21 protein-coding genes are annotated in these 26,885 nt (G+C 70.6%); 6 read left to right on the top strand and 15 right to left on the bottom strand.

Annotated features, from left to right (window positions below; genetic code table 11):
- The first annotated feature begins 181 nt into the window (after positions 1-181).
- A complete protein-coding gene (locus tag ACFWHU_RS04400; protein WP_023538184.1) occupies positions 182-412 on the top strand; it encodes a hypothetical protein in 231 nt (76 codons plus the stop codon).
- Between the two features lie 118 nt (positions 413-530).
- On the opposite strand, the gene ACFWHU_RS04405 is transcribed toward ACFWHU_RS04400, so the two are convergent.
- The 6 genes from ACFWHU_RS04405 to ACFWHU_RS04430 form a co-directional block, all read right to left on the bottom strand.
- Entirely contained in the window at positions 531-1,379 is an 849-nt protein-coding gene (locus ACFWHU_RS04405) for a serine protease (protein ID WP_387223844.1), read from the bottom strand.
- Between the two features lie 145 nt (positions 1,380-1,524).
- Positions 1,525-3,072, bottom strand: coding sequence for an RNA polymerase sigma factor (locus ACFWHU_RS04410; RefSeq protein ID WP_385800898.1), 1,548 nt, complete (start codon positions 3,070-3,072; stop codon positions 1,525-1,527).
- 376 nt (positions 3,073-3,448) lie between these two features.
- Entirely contained in the window at positions 3,449-4,336 is an 888-nt protein-coding gene (locus tag ACFWHU_RS04415; RefSeq protein ID WP_385800896.1) for a FadR/GntR family transcriptional regulator, read from the bottom strand.
- Between the two features lie 158 nt (positions 4,337-4,494).
- Complete coding sequence (locus ACFWHU_RS04420) at positions 4,495-6,237, bottom strand: ATP-binding cassette domain-containing protein (RefSeq protein WP_387223846.1); 1,743 nt, start codon at positions 6,235-6,237, stop codon at positions 4,495-4,497.
- Positions 6,238-6,376: 139 nt separating this feature from the next.
- Positions 6,377-7,141 carry an NUDIX domain-containing protein gene (locus ACFWHU_RS04425; RefSeq protein ID WP_385800893.1) on the bottom strand — a complete coding sequence of 255 codons (765 nt, stop codon included), beginning with the start codon at positions 7,139-7,141 and terminating at the stop codon, positions 6,377-6,379.
- A gap of 365 nt (positions 7,142-7,506) precedes the next feature.
- On the bottom strand, positions 7,507-8,877 hold the full coding sequence (locus ACFWHU_RS04430; RefSeq protein ID WP_387223849.1) for a DUF4192 domain-containing protein: 1,371 nt from the start codon (positions 8,875-8,877) through the stop codon (positions 7,507-7,509).
- 110 nt (positions 8,878-8,987) lie between these two features.
- Between ACFWHU_RS04430 and ACFWHU_RS04435 the strand changes: the two genes are divergently transcribed.
- Together ACFWHU_RS04435 and ACFWHU_RS04440 are read left to right on the top strand one after the other, a co-directional pair.
- Complete coding sequence (locus ACFWHU_RS04435) at positions 8,988-11,159, top strand: RecQ family ATP-dependent DNA helicase (RefSeq protein WP_385800890.1); 2,172 nt, start codon at positions 8,988-8,990, stop codon at positions 11,157-11,159.
- 229 nt (positions 11,160-11,388) lie between these two features.
- Positions 11,389-12,015 carry a hypothetical protein gene (locus tag ACFWHU_RS04440; RefSeq protein ID WP_385800889.1) on the top strand — a complete coding sequence of 209 codons (627 nt, stop codon included), beginning with the start codon at positions 11,389-11,391 and terminating at the stop codon, positions 12,013-12,015.
- A 313-nt stretch (positions 12,016-12,328) separates the two neighbouring features.
- Here the strand turns inward: ACFWHU_RS04440 and ACFWHU_RS04445 are convergent, their stop codons facing one another.
- The 3 genes from ACFWHU_RS04445 to ACFWHU_RS04455 form a co-directional block, all read right to left on the bottom strand.
- Positions 12,329-12,964: a hypothetical protein gene (locus ACFWHU_RS04445; RefSeq protein WP_387223852.1), complete on the bottom strand. Its 636-nt coding sequence runs from the start codon at positions 12,962-12,964 to the stop codon at positions 12,329-12,331.
- A gap of 149 nt (positions 12,965-13,113) precedes the next feature.
- Positions 13,114-13,824 carry a ribonuclease HII gene (locus ACFWHU_RS04450; RefSeq protein ID WP_385800885.1) on the bottom strand — a complete coding sequence of 237 codons (711 nt, stop codon included), beginning with the start codon at positions 13,822-13,824 and terminating at the stop codon, positions 13,114-13,116.
- Between the two features lie 174 nt (positions 13,825-13,998).
- A complete protein-coding gene (locus ACFWHU_RS04455; RefSeq protein ID WP_385800883.1) occupies positions 13,999-14,625 on the bottom strand; it encodes a TetR/AcrR family transcriptional regulator in 627 nt (208 codons plus the stop codon).
- Between the two features lie 132 nt (positions 14,626-14,757).
- Between ACFWHU_RS04455 and ACFWHU_RS04460 the strand changes: the two genes are divergently transcribed.
- Complete coding sequence (locus tag ACFWHU_RS04460; RefSeq protein WP_387223854.1) at positions 14,758-16,311, top strand: MFS transporter; 1,554 nt, start codon at positions 14,758-14,760, stop codon at positions 16,309-16,311.
- A 113-nt stretch (positions 16,312-16,424) separates the two neighbouring features.
- Here ACFWHU_RS04460 and ACFWHU_RS04465 read toward each other — a convergent pair whose 3' ends face one another.
- From ACFWHU_RS04465 to ACFWHU_RS04480, 4 genes are all read right to left on the bottom strand, one after another.
- Positions 16,425-18,317 (bottom strand): DUF4153 domain-containing protein, encoded by a 1,893-nt coding sequence (locus tag ACFWHU_RS04465; RefSeq protein ID WP_387223856.1) that lies wholly within the window; start codon positions 18,315-18,317, stop codon positions 16,425-16,427.
- A 245-nt stretch (positions 18,318-18,562) separates the two neighbouring features.
- On the bottom strand, positions 18,563-19,525 hold the full coding sequence (locus ACFWHU_RS04470) for an ADP-ribosylglycohydrolase family protein (protein ID WP_387223858.1): 963 nt from the start codon (positions 19,523-19,525) through the stop codon (positions 18,563-18,565).
- A gap of 12 nt (positions 19,526-19,537) precedes the next feature.
- Entirely contained in the window at positions 19,538-20,197 is a 660-nt protein-coding gene (locus tag ACFWHU_RS04475) for a histidine phosphatase family protein (RefSeq protein ID WP_385800877.1), read from the bottom strand.
- 73 nt (positions 20,198-20,270) lie between these two features.
- Positions 20,271-20,876, bottom strand: coding sequence for a YdbC family protein (locus ACFWHU_RS04480; RefSeq protein ID WP_385800874.1), 606 nt, complete (start codon positions 20,874-20,876; stop codon positions 20,271-20,273).
- Positions 20,877-20,951: 75 nt separating this feature from the next.
- Between ACFWHU_RS04480 and ACFWHU_RS04485 the strand changes: the two genes are divergently transcribed.
- Positions 20,952-21,908, top strand: coding sequence for a DUF1152 domain-containing protein (locus ACFWHU_RS04485; protein ID WP_385800871.1), 957 nt, complete (start codon positions 20,952-20,954; stop codon positions 21,906-21,908).
- 155 nt (positions 21,909-22,063) lie between these two features.
- A complete protein-coding gene (locus ACFWHU_RS04490; RefSeq protein ID WP_385800869.1) occupies positions 22,064-22,591 on the top strand; it encodes a TerD family protein in 528 nt (175 codons plus the stop codon).
- Between the two features lie 189 nt (positions 22,592-22,780).
- Here ACFWHU_RS04490 and ACFWHU_RS04495 read toward each other — a convergent pair whose 3' ends face one another.
- Entirely contained in the window at positions 22,781-25,675 is a 2,895-nt protein-coding gene (locus tag ACFWHU_RS04495) for a vitamin B12-dependent ribonucleotide reductase (RefSeq protein WP_385800867.1), read from the bottom strand.
- A 242-nt stretch (positions 25,676-25,917) separates the two neighbouring features.
- Complete coding sequence (gene nrdR, locus ACFWHU_RS04500; RefSeq protein ID WP_078074707.1) at positions 25,918-26,427, bottom strand: transcriptional regulator NrdR; 510 nt, start codon at positions 26,425-26,427, stop codon at positions 25,918-25,920.
- Between the last annotated feature and the right edge of the window lie 458 nt (positions 26,428-26,885).

The raw sequence follows: 26,885 nt of genomic DNA on the forward strand, positions 1-26,885 counted from the left end.
ATCGACCCTGACAAGCAACGCGAAACCGTAAAGCGAAGCAATACGGCTCATTCGCCGCCAACCGGCAGCAGACAGCCGCCTCGGGAAGAAGTTTCGAGGAAAGGCCGAGAGCGGGAACGTTTTCGGCCTGGTTGGATGTTGACCCTGGTACGACAGCTCGTCGAGCTAGAGAAGAGGCGACGTGACTACTGTTCTGACCCCCGCGAGCCCGCTGACGGCCGCTGACCGCTGCGACCGCTGCGGCGCCCAGGCATATCTGCGCGTCGTCCTGACCAGCGGTGGTGAACTGCTCTTCTGCGCCCACCACGGACGCAAGTTCGAGCCGGAACTCAAGAAGATCGCCGCGGAAATACAGGATGAGACCGACCGACTGACGGCCGTGCAGGCCGCCGCCGGTGAAGAGGAACACTGACACCTCGCATCCACGACGAGCCAAGGGCCGATCCAGGACCGGCCGACGGGCCGCCACCCCAGCTGAACCGGGATGGCGGCCCGTTCTCGTACCCGCCCGCGGCGCGGGCCTGAGCGCCTCAGCGCGTACGGTTCTCCCCGGTCGCCCCGGCGACCTGGTCGACCGCCGAGTCGATCCGCGTATAGACCCCCGGACTCCCGGCCCGCCCGCAGCCGCTCCCCCACGAGACCAGCCCGATGAGCCGCCCACGGGCCACGAGCGGCCCTCCGCTGTCACCCTGGCAGGCGTCGTGCCCGCCCTTGGGATCGCCGGCGCAGAGCATCGTGGAGGCGTCGTAGCGGCCCCCTGAGCCCCCGGGGTAGGCCCGCACGCACTCCGAGTCCGTCAGGACCGTCACAGGGGCGGAGCGGAGCGAGGAGGCGTATTTGCCCTCGCCGGTGGTGTCGCCCCAGCCGTACACCTTCGCCGCGGCACCCGGAGCCGAGGCCTTCCCGCCCCGTTCGGCGGGCCGGATGGCGTACCGCGCGGGCAGCGCCTGCGCCAGCGTCAGCACCGCGAGGTCCGAGGCATGGGTCCCGGGGTCGTACGCCGGGTCGATCCGCACGGAACCCACCCGGACCTCCCTGCCGCCCTTCCCGGTCAGCAGCTCCCGGCCCGCGATGACCCGCAGATCCGTCACGTCCTCGGGCTTCACGCCGAGCACGTCCCTGCCCATGCAGTGCGCGGCCGTGAGCACCTTCGTCGGCGCCACGACCACGCCGCCGCAGAACTGGCCCGCGCGGGTGTCCCCGAAACGTTCACGGCTGGACAGAGCCACGACCCAGGGACTCTCCGCGGCCGGCGCCGGCTCCCCGCCCACCACCACCCGGTCCGCGGCGGCCGGCACGGGGGACACGAGCGGCAGCACCGCCCCCGCGGCGATCGCGGCCAGTCCTCCCGTGAGCACTCGGGCAATAGGGCGACGCATACAGGCTCCTGACTCTCCGGTGACTCCTACTGACACAGAGTCACCCATTGAGCCGACAAACGCATCCCCGCAACGCCTGAGGGCCCGCATCCCGGTCGGGATGGCGGGCCCTCAGGAGGGGCTGTGCCGCGTCGGAGAAACCGGCCTAGTCCAGGTAGTCGCGCAGAACCTGCGAACGTGACGGGTGGCGGAGCTTCGACATGGTCTTGGACTCGATCTGACGAATGCGCTCACGCGTCACGCCGTAGACCTTGCCGATCTCGTCCAGCGTCTTGGGCTGGCCGTCGGTGAGACCGAAGCGCATGGAGACCACGCCGGCCTCACGCTCGGAGAGCGTGTCGAGCACCGAGTGCAGCTGCTCCTGGAGAAGCGTGAAGCTGACCGCGTCCGCCGGGACGACCGCCTCGGAGTCCTCGATGAGGTCACCGAACTCGCTGTCCCCGTCCTCGCCCAGCGGGGTGTGCAGCGAAATCGGCTCGCGACCGTACTTCTGGACCTCGATGACCTTCTCAGGGGTCATGTCGAGCTCCTTGGCCAGCTCCTCCGGGGTGGGCTCACGGCCCAGGTCCTGGAGCATCTGGCGCTGCACACGCGCGAGCTTGTTGATGACCTCGACCATGTGCACCGGGATACGGATGGTGCGGGCCTGGTCGGCCATGGCGCGGGTGATCGCCTGGCGGATCCACCAGGTGGCGTACGTGGAGAACTTGTAGCCCTTGGTGTAGTCGAACTTCTCGACCGCGCGGATCAGACCCAGGTTGCCCTCCTGGATCAGGTCGAGGAAGAGCATGCCGCGGCCGGTGTAGCGCTTGGCCAGCGAGACCACCAGACGGAGGTTGGCCTCCAGCAGGTGGTTCTTGGCGCGGCGCCCGTCCTCGGCGATGATCTCCAGCTCGCGCTTGAGCTTGGGGGCGAGCTTGTCGGCGTTCGCCAGCTTGTCCTCGGCGAACAGACCCGCCTCGATGCGCTTGGCGAGCTCGACCTCCTGCTCGGCGTTGAGGAGCGGGACCTTGCCGATCTGCTTGAGGTAGTCCTTGACCGGGTCGGCGGTGGCACCCGCGACGGCGACCTGCTGGGCCGGCGCGTCGTCCTCGTCGTCGTCGGAGAGGACGAAGCCCTTGTTCTCGCCCTCGGTCTCCTCCTCCTCGCCCTTGCCGGCCTGGGCCTCCTCGGGCGTCTCCTCCCCGTCGGCGGCCTCGTCGGCGTCCTTCTTGCCGGCGGTCTTCTTCGCCGCGACCTTCTTGACCGCGGTCTTCTTCGCCGCCGCCTTCTTGGCCACGGTCTTCTTCGCCGCGGCCTTCTTGGCGGGCGCGGCTGTCTCGTCGCCGGGAGTCTCGGCGGTCTCGGCCGCCGGGGCGGCGGTGGCCGCGACCGTCCTCGTATGAACGGTCTTGGCGGCGACTGTCTTGGTGGCGGTGCGCTTCGCCGGGCTCTTCGCAGCGACGCTCTTGCGGGCGCGCTTCGGCGACTCCGCGGCACTGACCATCAGCGTCACACCCTCTTCCTCGAGGATCTGGTTGAGGCTGCGCAGAACATTCTTCCACTGGGTTGGCGGAATCTGGTCAGCCTCGAAGGCCCGACGCACGTCGTCGCCGGCGATCTGCCCATCAGCCTTTCCCCGCTCGATGAGCGCCATCACAGACTCGGACTCGGCGATCTCCGGCGGGAGCGTACGGGATGTGCTGGCCGACACGAACAACCTCTCGGAACGATGGAAACGGCTTCCGACTCCCCCCAGGATCGGGGCGGAGCCGACGACCGTCGACTGGGGATGTGCCGACGGCGCGGGCTGGACCTCGGAGCTGGATCAGCGCCACCCTTCGTGGCGCTATTCCCTCCGCGGCTGTCACCTCTTAGGTCATCGCCCTGCCTCGTGGAGTGTTACGCCCAATCCACGTGGCCCGAGTCACACCCCATTAACGACAAAACAACCAGAAGGGTCTTATCCCACGTTAGTGCCGCCGGGCCCGTGGGTCCGGCGGCACGTGACGCGTACGCCCCCGTCCGTCCTGACCTTCGCTTTCCTGCTCGGCACCGCGGGACTCGCCCTCAGTACCCCTGTGGGGCCCTCAGTGCTCGCGGGGCGCGGGAACGACGCGCTCCACTTCCGGGTGGACCATCAGAAGCTGCCGCATGGCGGATTCGGCCCCCTGGCCGTCGCCGGCCGCCAGGGCCTCGACGATCCGCGCGTGGTGCGCCAGCGACGCGTCGGTGGGACGGTCACAGCCGGTGACGGGGCCGCCGGAGACCTGGAGGGCCGCGGAGACGATCCCCGAAAGGTGCTCCAGCATCCGGTTGCCCGCGAGCTGGATCAGCAGCGAGTGGAATTCGGCGTCGGCGCGCGAGAACGTGATCGCGTCGCCCTGGGCGATGGCGTGGCCCATGATCTCGACCATGTCGGCCAGCCGCTGCTGGACGTCCTCACGTCCGTGGCCGGCGGCGAGCCGCGCGGCGAGGGGTTCGATCGTCCAGCGCAGCTCGCTCAGCTCGCGGCGCTGGTCGTCACGCTGCGGGCCGAACGCCCGCCATTCGATGATGTCGGCGTCCAGCAGATTCCAGTCGCTGACCGGCCGGACCCGGGTACCGACATTGGGACGGGCGCTGACGAGGCCCTTGGCCTCGAGGACGCGCAGCGACTCTCGGACCACCGTGCGGGAGACCTCGAAGCGCTGTCCGATCTCCTCCGGTACGAGCGGCCGGTCGGCGCCCAGGTCGCCCGAGACGATCATCTGGCCGAGCTGCTGGACGAGTTGGCCGTGCAGTCCACGGCCCCGGCTGCCCGCCGAGCGCCGGCCGACCCGGCCCAGCTCGTTGTCCGCGCCGTCCCAGGAGGGGGCGGGAATGCGGTCGGCGCCGGGCGCCTCCGCGTAGGGGTAGCGATCGATTCCGCCCGGGGCCGGGAGGCCGGAGTCGACGGCGCGGGCGGCGTTCATCATGGTGTGCGCAAGGGTACTCACGCATCCTTTGTCGGCTCCGTTCGCGGGCCCCTTGAGGTCTTTGGTGAAAAGCACACGAAAGGGTGATCGGCGCCCGCCCTTCGATTGACGACTTATCGTAAAGAAGTGGGCGCAATCAGGGAGTTATGGGCAGTACGACAGCTCCGGTCGTTCAGCGATCACCAACGGGCCCTGCGGCGAAGGCTGGTGAACAGATACGCGCAGAGCAGGGCGGACAACGACAGCGCCAGCGCGGTCCCGACGGGCTGGGCGAGAACCCGACCGGTCGCCACCAGCCAGCGGTCGACCGCCTCCGGCCAGTGCGGCCAGGCCAGTTCACGCAATCTGCTCGGGAGTCCGACGATCGAACGCGCCGACGGAACGGCAAGCCCCTTCTGTACGAGGGGGACGACGACGACCGGTACGGCCAGTACGGCGGCGACGCCGGCGCCCGTGACGCGGAAGATGCCGGCGCCGAGCAGACCCGCCCAGGCGCAGCCGACGGTCAGGCCGGCCCAACTGACCACGCGCGCGGGCCAGTCCGGGGGCACCACGTCCGTTCCGGCGCCGTACACCAGTCTCATCGCCTGGCCGTCGGCGGCGACGGTGAGAGCGGCGAGCAGCAGGGCCGCCGTGGCGGTGACGGTGAGTTTGGCCAGCAGCAGGCCCAGGCGGCGCGGAACGGTGCCGCGTCCCGCGGCGAGCGCGGGATAGCGGTGCTCGTCGCCGAAGGCGAACGCCCCGAGCAGACCGGCGCCCAGGGCTGCGGGCGGCAGCGGCAGGAACGCGGGCCAGGCCGCGAGGAGGCCGGGCAGCGGGGTGTTGCCGGTGCGGGCGAGCGGCAGGGTCAGGGCCACGGAGGCCACCAGGACGGCGGCGGCGACCAGCCAGGGGGTCCGTACGCCGAGGAAGCGGCGCAGCTCGTACCGGAACGGGCGCAGGGGGCTGCGCACGGGCCGCGTGGGCAGCGGGGGCGGCGGGAGGTCGATGTCGGACCGCGAGGGCGCCTGTCGTGCCACTGAGGGCGCCGACGGGGTCACGGGGGGTGTCGGGCCGGTGTCTCCGGTCTCGTCCGCGAGTTGGTGGACGAGGATGCCGTGCCGGAAGGCCGTCTCGCCCAACTCGGCGCAGTCGCTGCCGAAGACGGTGAGCCGGCCGCTCTCGGCGACGACCTCGACCGAGCGGCGGTCCGCCCGCGCCTCGCGGTTGACCGCGTCGGCGAGGCGGGCGGCGTGCGGGGTCCGGACGACGACGCGCGGACGCAGCCGGGTCCGGGCGAAGTCCGCGACGTCCTGGTCGGCGACGAGACGGCCTTCGTGGACGGTGACGACGTGATCGGCGGTGCGGGCCGCCTCCTTGGGATCACTGGTGGTGTAGAGAACGGTGCCGCCGTGGGCCGCGTGCGCCCGCAGCAGTCCGTGCAGCCAAGCGTTCTCGCGGGGCGAGAGACCTGCGGCGGGTTCGTCGAGAACGAGGGTGTGCGGGTCGCCCAACAGGGCGGCGGCGAGGCCGAGTCGGCGGTCCATGCCGAGGGAGAGTGCGCCGAGGGGTTCGTCGCGCAGGGCGCCGATACCGACCAGGTCGAGCAGGTCGTCGGCGCGTGCGGCGGAGACGCCCGCCGCGGCGCAGAGCATGCGCAGTTGCCCCTTGGTGCTGCGCGCGGGGTGTCCGGGCACGTCGCCGAGCAGGACACCGACCTCGCGGGCCGGGTGGGCGATGCGGTGGAGCGGCCGGCCTCGGAAGTAGGTGATTCCCCGGCCGGATTCGAGTTCGAGCATCAGTCGCAGGGCGGTGGTCTTGCCCGCGCCCTCGGCACCGAGCAGCGCCGTGACGGCGCCGGCTGGGGCCTCGAAGGTCAGATCGTCCACGGCGGGGGGCAGGTCGCGGTGGGGGCTGCTGGTGAGTCCGATGGCCTGGAGCATCGCTTCTCTCGCGGGGAGGGTGAGACCGCTCGGCGGCAGTATGGGTACCGCAGCAAGATAACGCGACATGTCCGACTTATGGCGCAGCGTTGCGACGCCGGGTGTCTGGCGGTGCGGGCCCGCCCGCCGACGAGCGGGCTCAGACCTCGGGACGCAGCATCGGCGGGTTGAGCACGGTGGCCCCGCCGGCCCGGAACAACTGCGCGGGCCGGCCGCCCTGCCGCGTGGTGGTGCCGCCGGACGGCACCAGGAAGCCGGGGGTGCCCGTCACCTTGCGGTGGAAGTTACGGGGGTCGAGCGCGACGCCCCACACCGCCTCGTACACCCGGCGCAGCTCGCCGACCGTGAACTCCGCCGGGCAGAAGGCGGTGGCCAGGGAGGAGTACTCGATCTTGGAACGGGCCCGCTCCACCCCGTCGCCGAGAATGCGCGCGTGGTCGAAGGCGAGCGGCGCGGGCTGTTCGCCGTCCCGGCCCGACCCGCCCTCGTGGTTGAGCAGCGCGTCCACAGGGGACCAGCGGGCACTGTTGGCGTCACCGCCCGCGCGGGGCGCGGGAAGGTCGGGCGCGAGCGCGAGATGCGCCACGCTGACGACCCTCATCCGGGGGTCGCGCGCCGGATCGCCGTACGTGGCGAGCTGTTCGAGATGGGCGCCGTTCGCGGGAGTGGGCGACGCGGGGTCGTGCGCGCACAGCCCCGTCTCCTCGGCCAGCTCACGGGCCGCCGCAGCGCCGAGATCCTCGTCGCCCTTGACGAAGCCGCCGGGCAGCGCCCAGCGCCCCTGGAAGGGCGTCTCACCCCGCCGTACGACCAGCGCGCACAGGGCGTGGCGGCGCACTGTGAGCACGACCAGGTCGACGGTGACTGCGAACGCGGGGTAAGCCGACGGGTCGTAGGGGGACATGCCCGTGATCTTAGTCGTCTGCCTGACGATAAACACCCGTTCCCGTCAGGTCCGCCGACTTCTTCCTCTTGCCGCGTCACCATCCTGGCCCGCCCGTCTGTTCGAATCCCGGAAGCGGGCACGAGGGCCGTGCGCCCGGGACCGGGCGGCGGCGGGGTCCACGGGCCGGTCGAGTCCGAGCACCTCCACCGGCCTCCGTCCGGCCGGACGGAGGTCGCACCGCCGACACCCACCCGGAGGCCACCGTTCGCGGTACGCGGACGCCAGCCGCACCACTCGGCACCACCGGACGACGGCTCCACCCGTACGGCCCGCCGTCGTCACTTCCCCCACTCGGCGCACCGCGGCTACCGCCGCTCCCCCGCTCACTTGCCGCTCTTCGTACCCCGCTGCCCGCTGCGGCCGACTGCCCGAGCGCGTGCCGTCGGAGTGCCGGGTCGGGTCCTCGGTGACGGCACCGCCGGGGTCGTCGCCTTCTTGACCGTCGCCTTCCTCACCGCCCTCTTCACCGCCTTCTTGGCCTGCTTCGCCGATGACGTGCGCATCGCGCGGGGCTGTGGGCCCGCGAGGGCGATGTTCTGGGCGCGCATACAGCGCCGGAGCGTCTCCGGATCCAGCCCCTCGTTGAATGCCTGGTGAAGGAGTTGGGCGAAGGTGTACGTGGGGTCGAGACGCAGTGCGAGCCCCAGCGCGACCCGGGCCGCCGGCTCGTCCCCGGAGGACCAGGCGACCCAGCCCGCCAGGGTGAGCGGGGCGACCGCGTGCTCCGCGTAGGAACCGACGCAGCGACGGGCCAGGGCCCGCCAGAGCCGTAGCGCCGGCTCGGCGTCGGGGCCTTCCATCCACTGCGCCGCCCGGTCGCGGATCTCTCGATCCTGAAGCCCGATGATGACCGCCGCCGCCTCGTCGTCGGCGATGAGCCGGTCGTCCCCGGCGTCCGTGCCGTCGCCGACACCCGCACCGGCCCGCCCCGTCTCCTCCCGGCGCGGCGGTGCGGGCGGCGTCTGGGCCAGGCGGTCCATCAGACCGCGTGCGGACCGGAGCGTGGACTCACCGACCTGTTCGCGGCTCCCGCCGCCCAGAATCCTCGGCACCAGAGCGCCCGCGGCCTCGTCCAGCGCCTGTTCCTGTTTGGCAGCCTTGTCCGCCGGGCCGGGCCAGGGCTCCAGTCGCGCCTCCATCTCCCGCAGGGATCCGCGCACTTGGATCCCCGCGTAGGCGGACGCCGCGGCCATCACGGATGTGCCCGGCAGCGCCAGCGGATTGCCCTCGGGCGGGCAGCAGCGTGTGTCCGGGCAGCAGTAGGACCAGAAACGGCCGTCGGAAATACAGAGCACCTCGTGCACGGGGATGTCGAGGCGGCCGAAGCTCGTGCGGATCAACTGCGCGAGCGGATGCAGGCGGTCGCGCACGCCACGGCCCGTGTCACCGACCGCCGGGTCCTGGCAGAGGAAGGCGACGATCCCGTCCGGCCGGGACCCACGCCGCCGGCTCCCCTCCACCAGGCATTCGGCGAGCTGCTCGGAGACGGGCGACCATTCACGGGGCGAGCGTGGGATCCCGAGCCTCAGCCGTCCGCCGAAACGACCCTCGTCGCCGTGCAGCGCGACGAGCACGATCGAGTCGGACGGGTGGAAGCCCATCAGGAATGGCAGGGCATCGGCGAGTTCCGCGGGGCTGCGCAGGGTGACCTGCTGCTCGTCGGCGGGACGGGTCGGTTCGCTGTGCTTGTTCATGGCTCGACGGTCCCGCGGAAGCAAAAATCCCGCGACCCCTGTGGATAACGTTATCCACAGGCCGGCTCCCGCATTCGCGCTTTGTCCGAGCCATCAGGTTGCATGGGCACATGACCAACGCAGAACGTGCGGATCTCCGGGCCTCGGCCGACTCCGTCCTCGCCCGTCTCGTCGGTGACGCCACCGGCGCCGCCCGCCTGCGCGAGGACCAGTGGCGGGCCATCGAAGCGCTCGTCGCCGACAAGCGCAGAGCACTCGTCGTGCAGCGGACGGGCTGGGGCAAGTCCGCGGTGTACTTCGTCGCGACGTCCCTGCTCCGCGCCCGGGGCAGTGGCCCGACGGTGATCGTCTCGCCGCTGCTCGCGCTCATGCGCAACCAGGTGGAGGCCGCCGCCCGCGCGGGAATCAGCGCGCGCACGATCAATTCGTCCAACTCGGAGGAGTGGGAGACGATTCAGGCCGAGGTGGCGGCCGGCGAGGTCGACGTGCTCCTGGTCAGCCCGGAGCGGCTCAACAATCCCGACTTCCGCGACCAGGTCCTGCCCGCCCTGTCGGCGGCCACCGGTCTGCTGGTGGTGGACGAGGCCCACTGCATCTCCGACTGGGGCCACGACTTCCGCCCCGACTACCGCCGGCTGCGCACGATGCTCGCCGAGCTGCCGTCCGGCGTTCCGGTGCTGGCCACGACGGCCACGGCGAACGCGCGGGTGACGGCCGACGTCGCCGAGCAGCTGGGCACGGGCGCGGGGACGGACGCGCTCGTGCTGCGCGGAGCACTGGACAGGGAGAGTCTGAGTCTCAACGTGCTCAGGCTGCCGGACGCCGCGCACCGGCTGGCCTGGCTGGCCGATCATCTGGTCGAGCTTCCGGGCTCCGGGATCATCTACACCCTCACGGTCGCCGCGGCAGAGGAAGTCACGGCCTATCTGCGCCAGTGCGGCCACACGGTCACGTCGTACACGGGCCGCACCGAGAACGCGGACCGGCAGCAGGCCGAGGAGGACCTCCTCGCCAACCGCGTCAAGGCGCTGGTCGCCACGTCCGCGCTGGGAATGGGGTTCGACAAGCCCGACCTCGGATTCGTCGTCCACCTCGGCTCCCCCTCCTCCCCCATCGCCTACTACCAGCAGGTGGGCCGTGCGGGGCGCGGAGTGGAGCATGCCGAGGTGCTGCTGCTCCCGGGGAAGGAGGACGAGGCGATCTGGCAGTACTTCGCCTCCGTCGCCTTCCCGCCCGAGGAGCTCGTCCGGCGCACGCTCGACGTCCTGGCGCAGGCGGACCGTCCCCTCTCGCTTCCCGCGCTCGAACCGCTGGTCGAGCTGCGGCGCACGCGGCTGGAGACGATGCTCAAGGTGCTCGACGTGGACGGCGCGGTGCACCGGGTCAAGGGCGGCTGGACCAGCACCGGACAGCCCTGGGTGTACGACGCGGAGCGGTACGCGTGGGTGGCGCGGCAGCGGCAGACCGAACAGCAGGCCATGCGGGACTACGCGACGACGACGGCGTGCCGGATGGAGTTCCTGCGGCTCCAACTGGACGACGAGGAGGCCGCCCCGTGCGGCCGGTGTGACAACTGCGCGGGGGCGCGGTTCACGGACAAGGTCTCCGGTGGCGCACTGGACGCCGCCCGGGGCGAGTTGGGCAGGCCCGGGGTGGACGTGGAGCCGCGCAAGATGTGGCCGACCGGGCTGACCGCCGTGGGTGTCGATCTGCGGGGCCGTGTGCCCGCCGGTGAGCGGAGTTTCCCCGGCCGCGCGCTCGGCCGACTCTCGGACATCGGGTGGGGCAACAGGCTGCGCCCGATGCTCGCGCCCCAGTCGCCGGACGGGCCCGTCCCGAGCGACGTGGTGGACGCCGTGGTGAGCGTCCTCGCCGACTGGGCCAAGGGGCCCGGCGGTTGGGCGTCCGGGCTCGACGACGCCCCGCCGCGCCCGGTGGGCGTCGTGACCGTCGCCTCGCGGAGCAAGCCCCAGCTCGTGGGATCGCTGGGCAGCCGGATCTCCGAGGTGGGCCGGATGCCGCTGCTGGGCACGGTCGAGTACGCGCCGGGCGCGGAGGGAGCGCGTATCTCCCGTACCAACAGCGCCCAGCGGGTCCGGGCGCTGCACGAGGCGTTCACCGTGTCACCGGAGTTGGCCGAGGCTCTGACCTCGGCCGCGGGCCCTGTGCTGCTCGTCGACGATCTCTCCGACACCGGCTGGACGTTGGCCGTGGCCTCCCGTCTGCTGCGCAGGGCCGGAGCCGAAGGAGTGTTCCCACTGGTGCTCGCCGTTCAGACGTGACCACGTATCAGAGGGGCCCTGGATGGGCAGGGTTAAGGCAGGGATATGAGCGTCATTACCGCTCATTCCGGTCAGCAGCGCCAATTGCTCGTTGCCGCCCGCCCAAGTGCCCGCAAGAATTGGAGACGCCCCCCGCACGGTCGGATCGTTCGCGGTCCGGATGGACCGTGCCGCGGCGTGCCTCACCCGACTCTGCCCGCACTGTGGGCGCGTATGCGAAGGGAGGAACGTGACCTTCGGATTCGCTCCGTCCGCAGCCTCTTCGATCACGACAGCCGATTCCGTCACCCGCCTCGCCAGGATGCTGGAGCCCGCCGAATGGGCCGCGGCCGGGATACCCCTGCTCCGTAGCCCCCGCGAGGTCGTCAGCGGTCTGCACTCCCGGCACCGGCCGACTCCGGCGACCGCCGTCGTCGCCGTCCTCGATCATGAGGAACGCCTCGCCGCCAGCGCCTCGTTCGTCCCGCGGGCGGCGCCGGTCGACGGATGGGAATTCCGAAACGCCCTGCTTGCGCACCTGCGTCGCGTCATCCCGCACGATCTGCGCCGCCGTACGCCGGTGCGCACCGCGGTGCTTCTCTACTGCCGCGACGGCGACGAGCGTTGGACGGAGGAGGACGGGGCCTGGATGTGGGGGCTGCGGGACGCCTGCACACTGCACGGCCTGCGCTGCGGCGCGTACATCACATTGACGCGTGGCGGCTGGCAGGTGTTGGGCGAGGGGCGGGGCGGCCGTCGGCCCAACTCCGAGTCGGCGCCGGAGGATCTCGCCGACGCGGTGTCCGAGTCCGCGCCTTCGCCGTTGCGTTCCGGTGGCGGCGCGGTGGAGGCGTTGCGCCGCGTGGCGGCCCGCTGACCCGTCGTGTCCACGGGTCCAGGGTCTGTCGTTTGGATCAGGCCGGATCAGGGAGCGCCCGCCGCGCCGGCGGCTGATGTCCGCGTTGGTGCGTGCGGTCGCAAGGCGGAGGAGGGAGACAACGCGGAGCGTTGGCGACCGACGACATCGCGGCGGGCGTGCGTGCCAGGGACCGCGAGCCCGGCAAGATCCGAACGACAGGCCCTAGGCCCGGCCGCCCGGAAGGGGCAGCCGGGCGTGCCGACCGCGCGGCCGGCACGGACGGCGCGGCCGAGCGGCCCGGAAACCGTGCCGCCCGACCTGGTGAAAACTGTCAGACGCCCGCACCGAGCACGGAGTTGACCCGCTGCGGGTCACCGCACACGACGAGCAGCGCGACGGCCCGCTCCCGCGCCGTGGGCAGGACACGCGCGACGATTCCGTCGTCACCGCCGTTGAGCGCGACGACGACAACGGGCCGCGCCTTCGCGCGGTCCACGGCCGAGGCGTCCGCGAAGAACACGTCCTCGCCCGTGTCGTGCTGGTCCCAGTAGGACTTCTCGCCGAAGGACAGTTCGTGCGTGGCCCACGGGTGCTGTTTGCCCGTGGTGAGCACGAGGATGTCGCCCGGTGCGCGACCGGAGTCGAGCAGCAGGTCGACGGCTTCCTCGGCCGCGTCCAGCGCGCCGTCCACCGAGGCGGGGATCAGCTGGATCTGAGGGACGGAACGGGTCTCCTGCGGGACGGCGGCGGGCCGTTCGGCGGGGACCTGCGAGCGCTCCGGCGGTGCGGGCCTCGCGGGACCGCGGCCCGGATGTCCGGGACGTGGTGTGGCCGCGGACCGCGGCCCGGGAACGGGACGCGGGCCGGGTACGGGACGGGGGGTCGACGCGGTGCGGCCGGTGGCCGGAGTGGCGCGGGGACCCTGGGCGCTCTCGTGAATCTGAGGCTCCTCGGGAGTGAGAGGCATGGGTGGATGTCTATCAAACGCCGGTGCGCAAGTCACCGGGGGGTGGGCACATGTGTGCCAATACGTTGTGGTTGCCCCGTACGGCCGGGGCGGTGCGCGAGCCGTATCCGTCGGAAACCGGACAGGCCGGTCACGTCAGGTCGTTCGGGTCAGAAGTCGAAGCCGAGCTGGCCCTCGCTCTCCAGCAGCTCCGCCTGGGCGGAGATACGGATCTTCTTGAGGTGGCGCCACCGGGGCAGCCCGTCGAGATAGGACCACGAGAGCCGGTGGTGCGAGGTCGGCCCCCGTTCCGCCAGCGCCGCCTTGTGCACCGGCGAGGGATATCCGGCGTTGTCGTGGAAGGCGAAGCCGGCGCATTCCTCGGACGTGGCGCCCAGTTCGGCCATCATGGCGTCCCTGCGCACCTTGGCGAGCACCGACGCGGCGGCCACCGAGACGCAGGAGATGTCGCCCTTGATGACCGTCCTGACCCGCCAGGGCTTGCCGAGGTAGTCGTGCTTGCCGTCGAGGATCACGGCGTCGGGCCGCACCGGCAGCGCGTCCAGGGCACGTTCGGCGGCGAGCCGCAGCGCCGCGGTCATCCCGTGGTCGTCGATCTCCTCCGGCGATGCGTGTCCTATGGCGTGCGAGGTCACCCACGACTGAAGTTCCAGCGCCATGTCGGCACGGCGTTTGGGAGTGATCAGCTTGGAGTCGGTGAGTCCGACGGGGGCCCGGCGCAGACCCGTGATGGCCGCGCAGACCGTCACCGGTCCCGCCCACGCTCCGCGTCCGACCTCGTCGACACCAGCGATGATCTTGGCACCGGTGGTGGCGCGGAGCGATCGCTCCACTGCGTGGGTGGGTGGTTCGTACGGCATGGCGTCATCCAGGTTACGCCGCCGCTTTCCCGCGCGACACCCCGGGTTCCCCGGTCGTACGACACCCGTCAGGGCCGCCGGTCCGGCGCCGCCCGCCGCGCACCCTCAACACGCCCTCGGCGCACGGCCGTACGACACGCGGCGCCCAGAACCCGGAACCGGGGACCGTCGGCGTCAGTCCGAGGACGACCGGAGCAGCGGCAGCATGATGTCGTCGATGAGCCGCGCGATCTCCTCGTCCGGCCATTCGCTGCCACATACCTTCGACCGGTACATCAGGACCGCCGGGATGACGTCGAAGACCATCGAGCCGGTGGCGTCGGGCCGTACGTCACCCCGCCGGATCCCCCGGCGCACGACCTCCCCGAACAGATTGGCCGACGGCTCGATCACACCGTTCATGATCAGCGCGTGGAAACGCTCGGAGGCCGACTGGTCGCATTCGTGCAGGACCGCGCGGAGCGCGAACCCGGGCCGGGAGTACATGGCCTCCCGGACCAGCCGGGTCAACTCGTAGAGATCCTCGCGGATTCCGCCCATGTCGGGGGCGTCCTCCAGCGGGGGGAGCCCCGCCGCCAGGGCGTCGGCGACGAGGTCCTCCTTGGAAGGCCAGCGCCGGTAGACCGCGGCCTTGCCCGTCTGCGCCTCCGCGGCGACACCCTCCATCGTCAGGCCGGCCCAGCCGACCGTACTCAACTGCTCCAGAGCGGCGTCGAGGATCGCGCGTTCCAGCACCGGCCCTCGACGTCGCGACACCACCGTCCGCGACCGAGCGGTGGCCGCCGAGCGTGAAGTAACCATCAGGCATGTCTCCATGAGGCAAAGATTCGGTCGGCAGCTTCAGTGAACGCTTGCGTTCACTGACGGGGACTCACTACCGTGAACAACACAGTGAACGCTCCCGTTCACTAATTCACTTGGGGGACTCTCGTAGTGACAACCTCTCAACTCGAAGCGAAACGCGAGCCGGGTGCGGCCCGCCGGGAGGGACGGCCCGGCATCGCGCTGGCCGTCATCGCGGCCTGCCAGCTCATGGTCGTGCTCGACGCGACCATTGTGAACATCGCGCTCCCGCACATCCAGGATGCGCTCAGTTTCTCCACCACGGACCTCTCCTGGGTCCTGAGCGCCTACACGCTCACCTTCGGCGGTCTGCTGCTGCTCGGTGGCCGCGCGGGCGACATCCTCGGCCGCCGCCGCGTCTTCATGACCGGCATCCTGGTCTTCACCCTCGCCTCGCTCCTCGGCGGTTTCGCCCAGGAACCCTGGCAGCTCCTCGCCGCCCGCGCGCTCCAGGGAATCGGCGGCGCCATCGCCTCACCCACCGCGCTCGCCCTCATCACCACGACGTTCCCCGAGGGACCGGCACGCAACAGGGCGTTCGGAGTCTTCGCCGCCGTCTCGGCGGGCGGTGGCGCCCTCGGCCTGCTGGCCGGCGGGATGCTCACCGAATGGCTCGACTGGCGCTGGGTGTTCTTCGTCAACGTACCGATCGGCGTGCTGATCGCCGTCCTGACCCCGATGTACATCACCGAGTCGAAGCGCCACCCCGGCCGCTTCGACATCTCCGGCGCCGCGACATCCACGCTGGGCATGGCCTCGCTCGTCTACGGATTCATCCGGGCCTCGGAGGAGGGCTGGCGCGACTCGCTCACGATCGGCTCGTTCACTGCGGCCGTCATCCTGCTCGCGGCCTTCGGCGTCGTCGAGTCGCGGGCGAAGGAACCGATCACACCGCTGCGGATGTTCGCCGACCGGAACAGGTCGGGCACCTACGTCATCATGCTGAGCCTGGCCGCGGCCATGTTCGGGATGTTCTTCTTCATCGTGCTGTTCGTGCAGAACGTGCTCGACTACAGCCCGATCCGGTCCGGCCTCGCGTTCCTGCCGGTGACCCTCGCGATCGGCCTGGGCGCGGCCCTGTCGCAGCGGCTGCTGCCGGTGCTCGGCCCGAAGCCCTTCATGGTCGTCGGCGCGACCATCACCGGCCTGGGCCTCTTCTGGCAGACCCTGATCACTCCGGACAGCTCGTATCTGAGCGGCGTGCTCGGACCGATGGTGCTCTTCGGCTTCGGCATGGGCCTCAACTTCGTGACCCTGACGCTGACGGCGGTCTCCGGGGTCGCGCAGCACGAGGCGGGCGCCGCGTCGGGTCTGCTCAACGCGAGCCAGCAGGTGGGCGGTTCGCTGGGACTGTCCATCCTGGTCACGGTCTTCGGTACGGCGAGCCGCGACGAGGCCGAGAAGCAGCTTCCGTCGTTCATGGCGGAGGCGTCACCGGCCGAGAAGGCACAGCTCGCCGCGACCCACGAACTGCCCGGGCGCTGGGGCCACGAAGTGCTGACGCAGGGCATCTCGACCGCGTTCACGGCCGCCGTGGGCATGGTGGTCCTCGCGCTGCTGACGGCGACGCTGGTGGTACGCGTACGCAAGAGCGACCTGGAGGCGCTCAGCGGCAAGGCGGGTGCCGCGGGGCCGGTGGCGTAGACACGTACGGGACATCCCCCCGAGGGAGGACGTCCCGTACGTAGGAGGCGGAGGCGGCGGGCCCGGCGTGGGCCCACGGGGGCCGCCGACGCGTCCGGCGGGCGAGGCGCCCGTCAGAAGCCGTCGCCGGTACTTTCGCTGTCGTACGAGTCGCGCTCGCCGCCCGAATCGGTGAGCCGGATCATCGTCGAACACGCCTCCCACCGAGGATCGATCGGCCGGTCGCCGAGAATGTCCCTCGCCCGCGACTCACCCCAACTGGTCGCGTACCACGGTTCGTCCGCGTCGCCCAGGTCCCGTTCGATGCCCTCCAGCGCGCAGGAGCGCAGCGGCTCGGGGAGCGTGTCGAGCGCCGGTACGGCGTCGGCGGAGAGCTGCTGGAAGTAGTTGATGTCGATCTTGTCGGAACTCCGGTAACGCTCGACGTTCCGCTCGGCGACGAGCGCGTCCGGCGAGATCAGACCGAAGATCAGGACACCCGCCGCACCGCTGACCGCGACGGCGCGCGGCAGCCAGCGCCCGCCGAAGGCACCGGCGGCCATGATCAGGACGATCACGAGCCCGAGCCACAGCTCCATCGCCGCCACCGAGACACGCAGCCGCGTCAGTCCGTACGCGTCGACGTACAGGTCCATGCGGCGCAGCGCGGACGCGACGACGACCAGCGTGAGGACGCACAGGACGCCGAGCACGGCGTTCACCAGCGTGCGGTCACCGGCGCCGTCTCGCGGTGCCCAGCGGCGCGCGAGACCGATCACGAGCAGGGTGAGGAGGGTGGCGCCGAGCAGTTGCCAGAAGCCCTGTGTGGCGTACTCGGAGTAGGTGAGACCGGTCTCGCTCAGGACCTTGTCGTAGCCGCCGAACAGCACGGTCAGCTGAACGGCGATGAAGACCGCGAACAGCAGGTTGAGCACGATCAGCGGCAGCGCCCACTCGACCCGGGCGCGCGGGGCCCCGGGTTTCACGGTGATCCGGTCCCAGTGCAGCGGCGCCGCCGCCGTGTGCGCGGCGGCGAGCGCCCCGACGACGCCGACCACGAACAGCAGCGTGCGCCACGGTCCGTCGGCGACCGAGACGTCGGGCGTCAGACCGCCGAGCAGATCGGCGAAGGCGGCGTCGGCGCTCGCGAAGAGCGCGCCGAACACGATCAGCAGTACGACGGCGACCGCCGCCGTACGGAGGACGGGTGCCCACCGGCCGCGCGAGCCCTCGGCGCGCTCGCGTACGCCCCGGACTCCCCAGAAGAGGCCCGTGCCCAGCGAGCCGAACAGCCCCAGCGGGCCGAGGACGACGCCGAGCCAGGTACGGCAGCCGTGCAGGGCGAGCGAACCGAGCCCGAGCGCCGACGCCATGGCGAGGAAAGTCGGCCAGCCGGCGTCGCGCAGGGCGGGGACGGAGAGCAGCGCGACGCCGCCGATGGCCCAGACCAGTGTCCACGGGCGCGGCCGTCGTCCGGCCTCGCGTGCCGCGAAGTACGCGGCGAACGCGGCGGGCACGGCGACGATCAGCAGGTTGAGCCCGAGACCGTCGCCGAGCAGAAGCCCGCTGAGCAGACCGGTGACGACGACGCACCACAGGGTGGCGACGCGGATGGGGGCGGGCTCGTCGGAGCTGATCTCGCCGATCCAGACCGGTGGTTCGTGCGGGGTCGGCTGCCACTGCTGCCAGTCGGGCAGCTGCGTCGGGTGAGTCGGACGCTGCTGCGGACGGCGTCCGGTGTGCGTCGGTGCCGACCCGCGGGGCGCCGCCCGCGTCGGCGTCCCCGCCCCGGCACGCGCCGGGGCGCCCGTGTGCGCCGGTACGGGGCGCGGGTGCGGCACCGCGTCCTGTACTTCTTCCTCCGGGGCGGCTTCGCGCGGCTGTGACGTCTCCTGTGACCCCCCCGCCCGCGGCCCCTGCTTGCCCTGCTTCCGCGGCTTCTCCTGCTTGCTCGACGGACCTGACTCCGGCTCCCCAGCCGATGCCGGTTCCGGCGTCCCACTCGAATTCGACGATGTGTCTGACACTGGCCCCCCTCACCGCCCGGTGCCATGCGCACGGCGACAGGGCGGCGCGCGGATCCCGGGCTCACGTAGGCGCACGCCCGTCGATGATCAACGAGGCGGCATGGGCCGAGGCTAGCGTCAGGGGGTGGAGCCGCCACTTCCGGAGCGAGTCTGTGGCGGGACCGTGACAGTAGAGGCGGGAGCGCCTCCTACAGAGGGCTCTCGTTCGGAAGCTTCTCGTTCCCCTCTTGAGGAAGCCGACGCGTTCAGCGCGGTCCGGCCGGCAGCCAGTCGGGCAGCGCTTCCGTCTGCTCCAGCCACCGCGCCGGTGGCGCCCCGGCACTCATCGAGGCCACCACTCCCCCGACGATGGCGCAGTTCGTATCGACGTCTCCGCCCACCTGCGCCGTGGTCCAGAAGGCCCGCTCGAAGTCGCCGAGGGAACGCGCCGCCGACCAGAGGGCGAAGGGGACGGTGTCGTGCGCCGTCGTACGTCGGCCGCTGCCGAGCACCGCGGCGACCGTCGCCGCGTCGTCGTAGTCGAGCATGTCCCGCGCCCGGCGCAGCCCGGCTCCCACCGCGCTGCGGGGCACGAGCGCGATGACACCGTCGAGCAGGTCGTTCGGCGTGGGCGGTCCGGCGGGCCCGGCGGTGATGGCCGCCGCTGCGGCCACCGCCATGGCGCCCGCCACGGCCTCACGGTGCTGGTGCGTCGTGTACGCGGAGATCTCCGCCTGGTGCGTGGCCTGCTCGGGGTCGCCGGCGTACCAGGCGCCGAGCGGTGCGATGCGCATGGCGGCGCCGTTGCCCCAGGAGCCCTGTCCGTTGAAGAGTCCGGCGGCCAGTTCCCGCCAGTCGCCGCCCTCCCTGACCAGCCGCAGCATGCGGTTCACGGCGGGGCCGTAACCGCGGTCGAAGTCGTGGTGCGTGGCGAAGGAGTGGGCGAGCGCGTCCTGGTCGACGCGGCCGTGCGTTGCGAGAACGGCCAGGACCGAGGTGGCCATCTCGGCGTCGTCCGTCCACTGCCACGGGCCGGGCGGCAGTTCGCGCCGTTTGAGCAGCGGATAGTTCACGGGGACGAAGAACTGCGAGCCGAGCGCGTCCCCGACGGCCAGTCCGCGCAGGCTGGCCAGGGCGCGCCTGAAGCGCGGGTCGAGCGGAGTCGAGTCGGACGGGTTCGACTCGGACGGATTCGGGTCGGACGGAGAGGGTGTGGTGTCAGCGGTCATCGCCTCTTCACTCTAACCGGTGATGCCGTACGGCTCCGGGGTCCGCCAGCGCTCGAACGGCCGGTCCAGCGTGTACCGCCCGTCCTCGCCGAGCAGCAGTGTCCGCGACTCCCCGTTGCAGGGATTGGACAGCGACTCGAACTCGGCGACGGACCAGTGGAACCAGCGCATACAGAAGAGGCGCATGGTCAGCCCGTGGGTGATCAGCAGCACGTTCGCGGGATGGTCGGGCGCCTCGAAGCTGCGGTGCAGACTCTCCAGGAAGGCGCCGACCCGGTCGTACACATCGGCACCGGACTCGCCCTGCGCGAAGCGGTAGAAGAAGTGCCCGTAGGCGTCGCGGTACGCCTTCTGGAGCCGTACGTCCTCGCGGTCCTGCCAGTTGCCCCAGTCCTGTTCGCGCAGCCGGGGCTCCTCGCGCACCCGGACCAGCTCCGGGTCGAGGCCGAAGGCGCGGAAGGTCTCATGGGTGCGGCGGTAGGGCGACACGTACACGCTGACCCCCTCGCGGCCGAACACCTCGCGCAGCCGCGCACCCGTCTCCTCCGCCTGGCGCCATCCGCTCTCCGTGAGCCCCAGGGCGTGGTCGGGCTCACGTTCGTACACGGTGTCGTCGGCGTTGCCCTCCGACTCGCCGTGCCGGACAAGGACGATGCGTCGCGGTCTCACCATGGGTCGACCCTAGATCGCGCGACCGGGGACCGAGCGGCGGCCCCCGCCACACACGTCACATCCGCCCCCGCTGTCACACCGTCCAGGTGGGTTCGAGCTGGACGACGTCGCCCGCCAGGGCCGCCACGTCCGCGGCGGTCTGGGCGCGCAGCGTCAGCCGCTCCACTCGCTCGATCCGGTACTTGCCGTGCTCGGCGGCCGACTGCCACATCGACAGCACCAGGAACTCGTTGCCCGGCGCGTCCCCGAACACCCCGCGCACCATTCCCGGCGAACCGGCCATCGCCGGATTCCACACCTTCTCCTGCATCAGCGCGAAGTGCTCGACGCGGTCCTCGTGCACCTTGCAGTGCGCGATCCGGACCACGTCCGCGTCCGTGAACTTCGGCTCGAAACCCGTCTTCACATCGAAGCGGTAGTCGAAGAGCTTGGCCTGGGGGTCCCGGAACGTGCCCGACTGCGATGCGGCCAGCCGGTCGTGGGAGCGCGCCATGAAGGAGTCGTAGAAGGCCCGGCTCTCCCAGAAGGCGAAGACGTGCGCCACACCCGGCCGCCCCCTGCTCCACCCCCCGCCCTGCCCCCGGAATCCCGGCTCACCGAGCAGCCCCGCCCATTTCCGCTGCCCCCGTTCGAAACCACGTCGGTCCGTCACCGTGCAGCGAATCCACTTGACCAGCACCGCGCCATCGTACGGGGCCGGACGTGGCCCAGGTCACGCTCCGGCCGCCCCGGCCCGAGCCGCACAATGATCCATATGACAGCCCTGCACGCCAACCCGCTCTTCACCCGTCTGGAGTCCGCCGAGAGCGTGCTCGTGGCCGGCGCGGGCGGCGGATTCGACATCTACGCGGGGCTGCCGGTGGCCCTGTCCCTCCTCCACCTGGGCAAGCGGGTCCAGCTCGCCAACCTCTCGTTCAGCGCGGTCGAAGGGCTGCCGCTGGAGAGCTGGCTCGCCCCCGACGTCGCCGCCGTCACACCGGACACGGCCCCGCACCAGGTGTACTTCCCCGAGCGCACACTCGCCCAGTGGCTGGCGCTGCACCGCTATCCGAGCACCGTGCACGCCTTCAGCCGCGTCGGCGTGCAGCCGCTGCGCGCCGCCTACCGGGCGTTGATCGAGAGGTACGAGATCGACGCCGTCGTACTGGTCGACGGCGGCACTGACATCCTCATGCGGGGCGACGAGTCGGGCCTCGGGACGCCCGAGGAGGATCTGACCAGCGTCGCCGCGCTGGCCGGGATCGACGGGCCGGAGCGGCTGATCGTCTCGGTGGGCTTCGGTGTCGACGCGTACCACGGGGTGAGCCACGGGCTCGTACTGGAGAACATCGCCGCGCTCGAACGGGACGGCGCGTATCTCGGGGCGTTCTCGGTGTCCCGTTCGACGCGGGAGGGCGCGCTGTTCGTCGACGCGGTGGCGCACGCGCAGGAGTGCACGCCGGACCACCCGAGCATCGTGAACGGGTCGATTGCGGCGGCGGTCCAGGGCTCTTTCGGGGACGTCCAGTTCACTTCCCGCACCCGGGGCAGCGAGCTGTTCGTCAATCCGCTGATGTCGCTGTGCTTCGCCTTCGAACTGGAGGGTGTCGCCCGCCGCTGCCTCTATCTCGACCGTATCGAGGACACGCATCTGATCCGGCAGGTGAGCAGCGCCATCGAGCTGTTCCGTGAGGAGGTCCGCACCAGGGCGCCGCGCCGGATCCCGCACTGAGACGGGGCGGGGGAAGGCGCGGGGAGACCTCGTGGGCGCCGCTCATGGCGAGTCATGGCCAAGGTGGCGTCAACTGACCCGTACGGGGGGTGTGTTGTCGCTCTCGCGGACTAGCCTTGCACTCGGAAGTTGTTGGACGTACGGAGGGATGACCGGTGAGCAGCAGTCTCAACAGAGGCGTCGAAAAGGTTGAGGTCACCCTCAAATGGGATCCGAGCCCGCTGGGCCGGCCGCCGCACGACCTGGACATCGTGGCCGCGACCTACACCGCCGACACGCCGAGCCACAGGCCGGCCTATCTGGTGCACTTCGACAGCCGCTCGCCGGACGGGACGATCATCCTGGAGAGGGAGAGCCGCACGGGCCAGGGATTCGGCTCCGACGAGGTGATGACTCTGGAGCTCGACCGCCTGAGTTCGGACTATGTCCGCGTGGTGTTGGGGGTCGTCATCCAGCAACGTGAGGGCCGAAGGACGTTCGGCGACATATCGGGCCCGTCCGTCCGCGTCCTTGAGGGCCTGGCCGAGCTGACGACGAGCGATTTCACCGATGTCGCCGCGTCGACGGCGGCGACGATCGCCGAGTTCTCCAGGAACGAGTCGGGGACGTGGGACTTCCGCCCGGCGGTCCGCGGATTCGACGCCGACCCGCAGGAGTTCACGGAGCAGATGGGCGGAATCTGACACCGGCACGTAGGTACGGCTGAAGGCCGGCGGCCCTCCCCTCGTTCAGGAGGACCTCCGCCGACCCGGCGACGGAGCCACTCGTCGCGTAGCCCCCAAAAGCCGGGCGACACGCCCGTTCAGGGCGGCGGAGCCACGATCGGCTCCACCGCCCTGAACAGTCAATCCGTGCCCGAGCGGCGCTCGGGATCAGCTGCAGCCGCTCGTCGAACCGCAGCCCTCGCAGATGTAGCAGGACCCGGCCCGCTGCATCTTCGTACCGCACGAGAAGCAGAGCGGTGCGTCGGCGCTGATGCCGAGTTGCATCTCGACCAGCTCCGCCGAGGTGTGCGCCTGCTTGGGCGCGGGCGCCTCCGCCACCGGCGATACAGCCGTCGGGCTCACCGACTTCAGCGGCTCCACCTGGCGCGGAGCGGACTGCGCGAGGCTCTCGACGTCCATGCCGTCGTCGTCCATGGACGGCTCGTACGAGCCGGTCTCCAAATGACGCTGACGCTCGTCGGCCGAGTGGATCCCGAGGGCCGAACGCGTCTCGAACGGGAGGAAGTCGAGCGCCAGCCGCCGGAAGATGTAGTCCACGATCGACTGCGCGAGGCGTACGTCCGGGTCGTCCGTCATACCGGCCGGCTCGAAGCGCATGTTGGTGAACTTCGAGACGTACGTCTCCAGCGGGACGCCGTACTGAAGTCCCACCGACACCGCGATCGAGAAGGCGTCCATCATGCCCGCCAGGGTCGACCCCTGCTTGGACATCTTCAGGAAGACCTCGCCGAGCCCGTCGTCCGGGTAGGAGTTCGCCGTCATGTAACCCTCGGCGCCACCCACCGTGAAGGACGTGGTGATGCCGGGGCGGCCCTTCGGCAGACGCATCCGGACCGGGCGGTACTCGACGACCTTCTCCACCGCCTGGCGGATCGTGTCCTCGGCCTTCTCGGCGACCTGCTCCTTCTTCTTCGCGGAGAGGGGCTGCCCGACCTTGCAGTTGTCGCGGTAGATGGCCAGCGCCTTGACGCCGAGCTTCCACGCCTTGAAGTAGACCTCTTCGACGTCCTCGACGGTCGCCGTCTCCGGCAGGTTGACCGTCTTGGAGAGCGCGCCGGAGATCCACGGCTGGATCGCCGCCATCATCCGTACGTGACCCATCGCGGAGATGGAACGCTCACCCATCGCGCAGTCGAAGACCGGGTAGTGCTCGGGCTTCAGGCCGGGCGCGTCGATCACGTTGCCGTTCTCGGCGATGTGGGCGACGACCGCCTCGATCTGCTCCTCCTGGTAGCCCAGGCGGCGCAGCGCCTGCGGCACCGTGCCGTTGACGATCTGCATCGAGCCGCCGCCGACCAGCTTCTTGAACTTGACCAGCGCGAGGTCGGGTTCGAGGCCGGTGGTGTCGCAGGACATCGCCAGACCGATGGTGCCGGTGGGCGCGATGACCGAGGCCTGCGCGTTGCGGAAGCCGTTCTTGGCACCGAGACGCACGACGTCCTGCCAGGCCTCCGTGGCCGCGGCCCAGATCGGGCCGTCCAGGTCGTCGACGTGCACGGCAGCGCCGTTGGCGTCCGCGTGCTGCTTCATGACCCGCTGGTGCGGCTCGGCGTTGCGGGCGTAGCCGTCGTACGGGCCGACGACCGCGGCCAGTTCGGCGGAGCGCTTGTACGACGTGCTCGTCATCAGCGAGGTGATGGCGCCGGCGAGCGCGCGTCCACCGTCACTGTCGTATGCGTGGCCCGTGGCCATCAGCAGGGCGCCCAGGTTGGCGTAGCCGATGCCCAGCTGACGGAAGGCGCGGGTGTTCTCGCCGATCTTCTGCGTGGGGAAGTCGGCGAAGCAGATGGAGATGTCCATCGCCGTGATGACCAGTTCGACGACCTTGGAGAAACGCTCGATCTCGAAGGACTGGCTTCCCTTGCCGTCGTCCTTGAGGAACTTCATGAGGTTCAGCGAGGCGAGATTGCACGACGTGTTGTCCAGGTGCATGTACTCGCTGCACGGGTTCGAGCCGTTGATCCGGCCTGATTCCGGGCAGGTGTGCCACTGGTTGATCGTGTCGTCGTACTGAATGCCGGGGTCGGCACACGCCCACGCGGCCTCCGCCATCTTACGGAAGAGGGACTTCGCCTCGACCTCTTCGATGACGTCGCCGGTCATACGGGCGCGCAGTCCGAACTTGCCGCCCGCCTCGACGGCTTTCATGAACTCGTCGTTCACCCGGACCGAGTTGTTCGCGTTCTGGTACTGGACGGACGTGATGTCGTCGCCGCCCAGGTCCATGTCGAAGCCCGCGTCACGCAGGGCGCGGATCTTCTCCTCCTCCTTCACCTTGGTCTCGATGAAGTTCTCGATGTCGGGGTGGTCGACGTCGAGGATGACCATCTTGGCCGCGCGGCGCGTGGCGCCGCCGGACTTGATCGTCCCCGCGGAGGCGTCGGCACCGCGCATGAAGGAGACGGGACCCGAGGCGTTGCCGCCCGAGGAGAGCAGTTCCTTGGAAGAACGGATCCGCGAGAGGTTCAGGCCGGCGCCGGAGCCGCCCTTGAAGATCATGCCCTCTTCCTTGTACCAGTCGAGGATCGACTCCATGGAGTCGTCGACGGCCAGGATGAAGCAGGCCGAGACCTGCTGGGGCTGGGGCGTACCCACGTTGAACCAGACCGGCGAGTTGAAGCTGAAGATCTGGTGCAGGAGGGCGTACGCCAGCTCGTGCTCGAAGATCTCCGCGTCCGCGGGTGAGATGAAGTACCCGTTGTCCTCGCCGGACTTGCGGTACGTCTTCACGATCCGGTCGATGAGCTGCCTGAGGCTCGTCTCACGCTGTGGCGTGCCGACAGCCCCGCGGAAGTACTTGCTGGTGACGATGTTGACCGCGTTCACCGACCAGAAGCCGGGGAACTCGACGCCACGCTGGTCGAAGTTGACCGAGCCGTCGCGCCAATTGGTCATGACGACGTCCCGGCGCTCCCAGACCACCTCGTCGTACGGATGCACGCCGGGGGTCGTGTGGATTCGCTCGATACGCAGGCCCTTGCCGGCCTTGGCTCCCTTGCCGCGGGAACCTCGTGCCGTCGGACCGCTCGCCGTCTCTGTCATGCCGCCTCCCATGTACAGGCGAAAACGCCTTGATGTGCCACGTTCTTCCCATGGCACAGTGATGTGTCCAAGGCCATGCGCGCCGCTCGGGCGCACGTGGCCGGTCTCGTCGCCGCTGGGGCGCCCGATCGACAGTGATCGGTCGCTGAGCTGTCGCGATAGGTCGGTGACCGATCGATGACCGATCGGCCGTCACCGACCGAGATGTCGGTGCCGGTGACCGTGCCGCTGACGGTGTCCGGTCAGTCGGCAGCGGTGACGGGCTCGGGGACCTCGGGGGTCGCGCCCGGCCCGCCTTCTTCTGTGGGAGGCCGCGTGCGGAGCTCCGCCACGGCGGCCTCGAAGTCTTCGGGCGAGTCGAACGCCCTGTATACGGATGCGAAGCGCAGGTACGCGACGAGGTCGAGCTCCTGCAAGGGGCCGAGTATGGCCAGCCCTACATCGTGGGTGGTCAGTTCGGCGCTGCCGGTGGCGCGCAGCGCCTCCTCGACCCGCTGGCCGAGTTGGGCGAGGGCGTCCTCGGTGACCGGCCGTCCCTGGCATGCCTTGCGGACGCCCGAGATGACTTTCGTACGGCTGAAAGGTTCCGTGACTCCGCTGCGCTTGATCACCATCAGCGAGGCGGTCTCCACCGTCGTGAAACGGCGCGAGCAGTCGGGGCACTGACGGCGGCGTCGGATGGACGTCCCGTCGTCGGTGGTTCGACTGTCGACGACACGGCTGTCGGGGTGCCTGCAGAAGGGACAGTGCACGGCTTCCGACCCTCCTTCACAGCACGACTGAGAAGCCTCGACGGGCCCTGGTCGGGCCCTGCGAAGCGGTCTCCAGCATAGGCGATGGCCTCCGTCAGGAAAGACTCGGGACCACTACTTCTGGGCGACTGAGCCAATCCAACCACTACATGTAGGGCTCGCGCACGCTTCGGAGCGGTTGCGCGTGTCGCGGCGGACGACGGATCGACCGCCGTACGGCGCCCGGCGCGAGGAGGCTCGGCACGAGAGTACGGGAGCCCGGAAGGTGCCGTGGTGCCGGGCCGTCCGATGAGACACTGGGCGCCGCCGACCACGCCGGCACGGCCGTGGGGATTTCCGCAATGAGCCGTGTACGGCTCGTAGATGAGCCATGGACGACCCGTGCGGAGGGCGCCGAATAGGCGCCACATACACCCCTGATATTGCCCCGTCAGCACTTCTGGGGATTTTCACTCGAA

Origin of the sequence: Streptomyces sp. NPDC060366 (assembly GCF_042725135.1) — a bacterium.
Classification (GTDB): domain Bacteria; phylum Actinomycetota; class Actinomycetes; order Streptomycetales; family Streptomycetaceae; genus Streptomyces.

Coding starts and splice junctions, on each gene's coding strand:
- ACFWHU_RS04455 (WP_385800883.1), bottom strand. CDS start 14,625: ATGGTTACTTCACGCTCGGCGGCCACCGCTCGGTCGCGGACGGTGGTG.
- ACFWHU_RS04450 (WP_385800885.1), bottom strand. CDS start 13,824: ATGCCGTACGAACCACCCACCCACGCAGTGGAGCGATCGCTCCGCGCC.
- ACFWHU_RS04485 (WP_385800871.1), top strand. CDS start 20,952: ATGACAGCCCTGCACGCCAACCCGCTCTTCACCCGTCTGGAGTCCGCC.
- ACFWHU_RS04405 (WP_387223844.1), bottom strand. CDS start 1,379: ATGCGTCGCCCTATTGCCCGAGTGCTCACGGGAGGACTGGCCGCGATC.
- ACFWHU_RS04430 (WP_387223849.1), bottom strand. CDS start 8,877: ATGAACAAGCACAGCGAACCGACCCGTCCCGCCGACGAGCAGCAGGTC.
- ACFWHU_RS04420 (WP_387223846.1), bottom strand. CDS start 6,237: ATGCTCCAGGCCATCGGACTCACCAGCAGCCCCCACCGCGACCTGCCC.
- ACFWHU_RS04475 (WP_385800877.1), bottom strand. CDS start 20,197: ATGGTGAGACCGCGACGCATCGTCCTTGTCCGGCACGGCGAGTCGGAG.
- ACFWHU_RS04425 (WP_385800893.1), bottom strand. CDS start 7,141: ATGTCCCCCTACGACCCGTCGGCTTACCCCGCGTTCGCAGTCACCGTC.
- ACFWHU_RS04495 (WP_385800867.1), bottom strand. CDS start 25,675: ATGACAGAGACGGCGAGCGGTCCGACGGCACGAGGTTCCCGCGGCAAG.
- ACFWHU_RS04470 (WP_387223858.1), bottom strand. CDS start 19,525: ATGACCGCTGACACCACACCCTCTCCGTCCGACCCGAATCCGTCCGAG.
- ACFWHU_RS04435 (WP_385800890.1), top strand. CDS start 8,988: ATGACCAACGCAGAACGTGCGGATCTCCGGGCCTCGGCCGACTCCGTC.
- ACFWHU_RS04445 (WP_387223852.1), bottom strand. CDS start 12,964: ATGCCTCTCACTCCCGAGGAGCCTCAGATTCACGAGAGCGCCCAGGGT.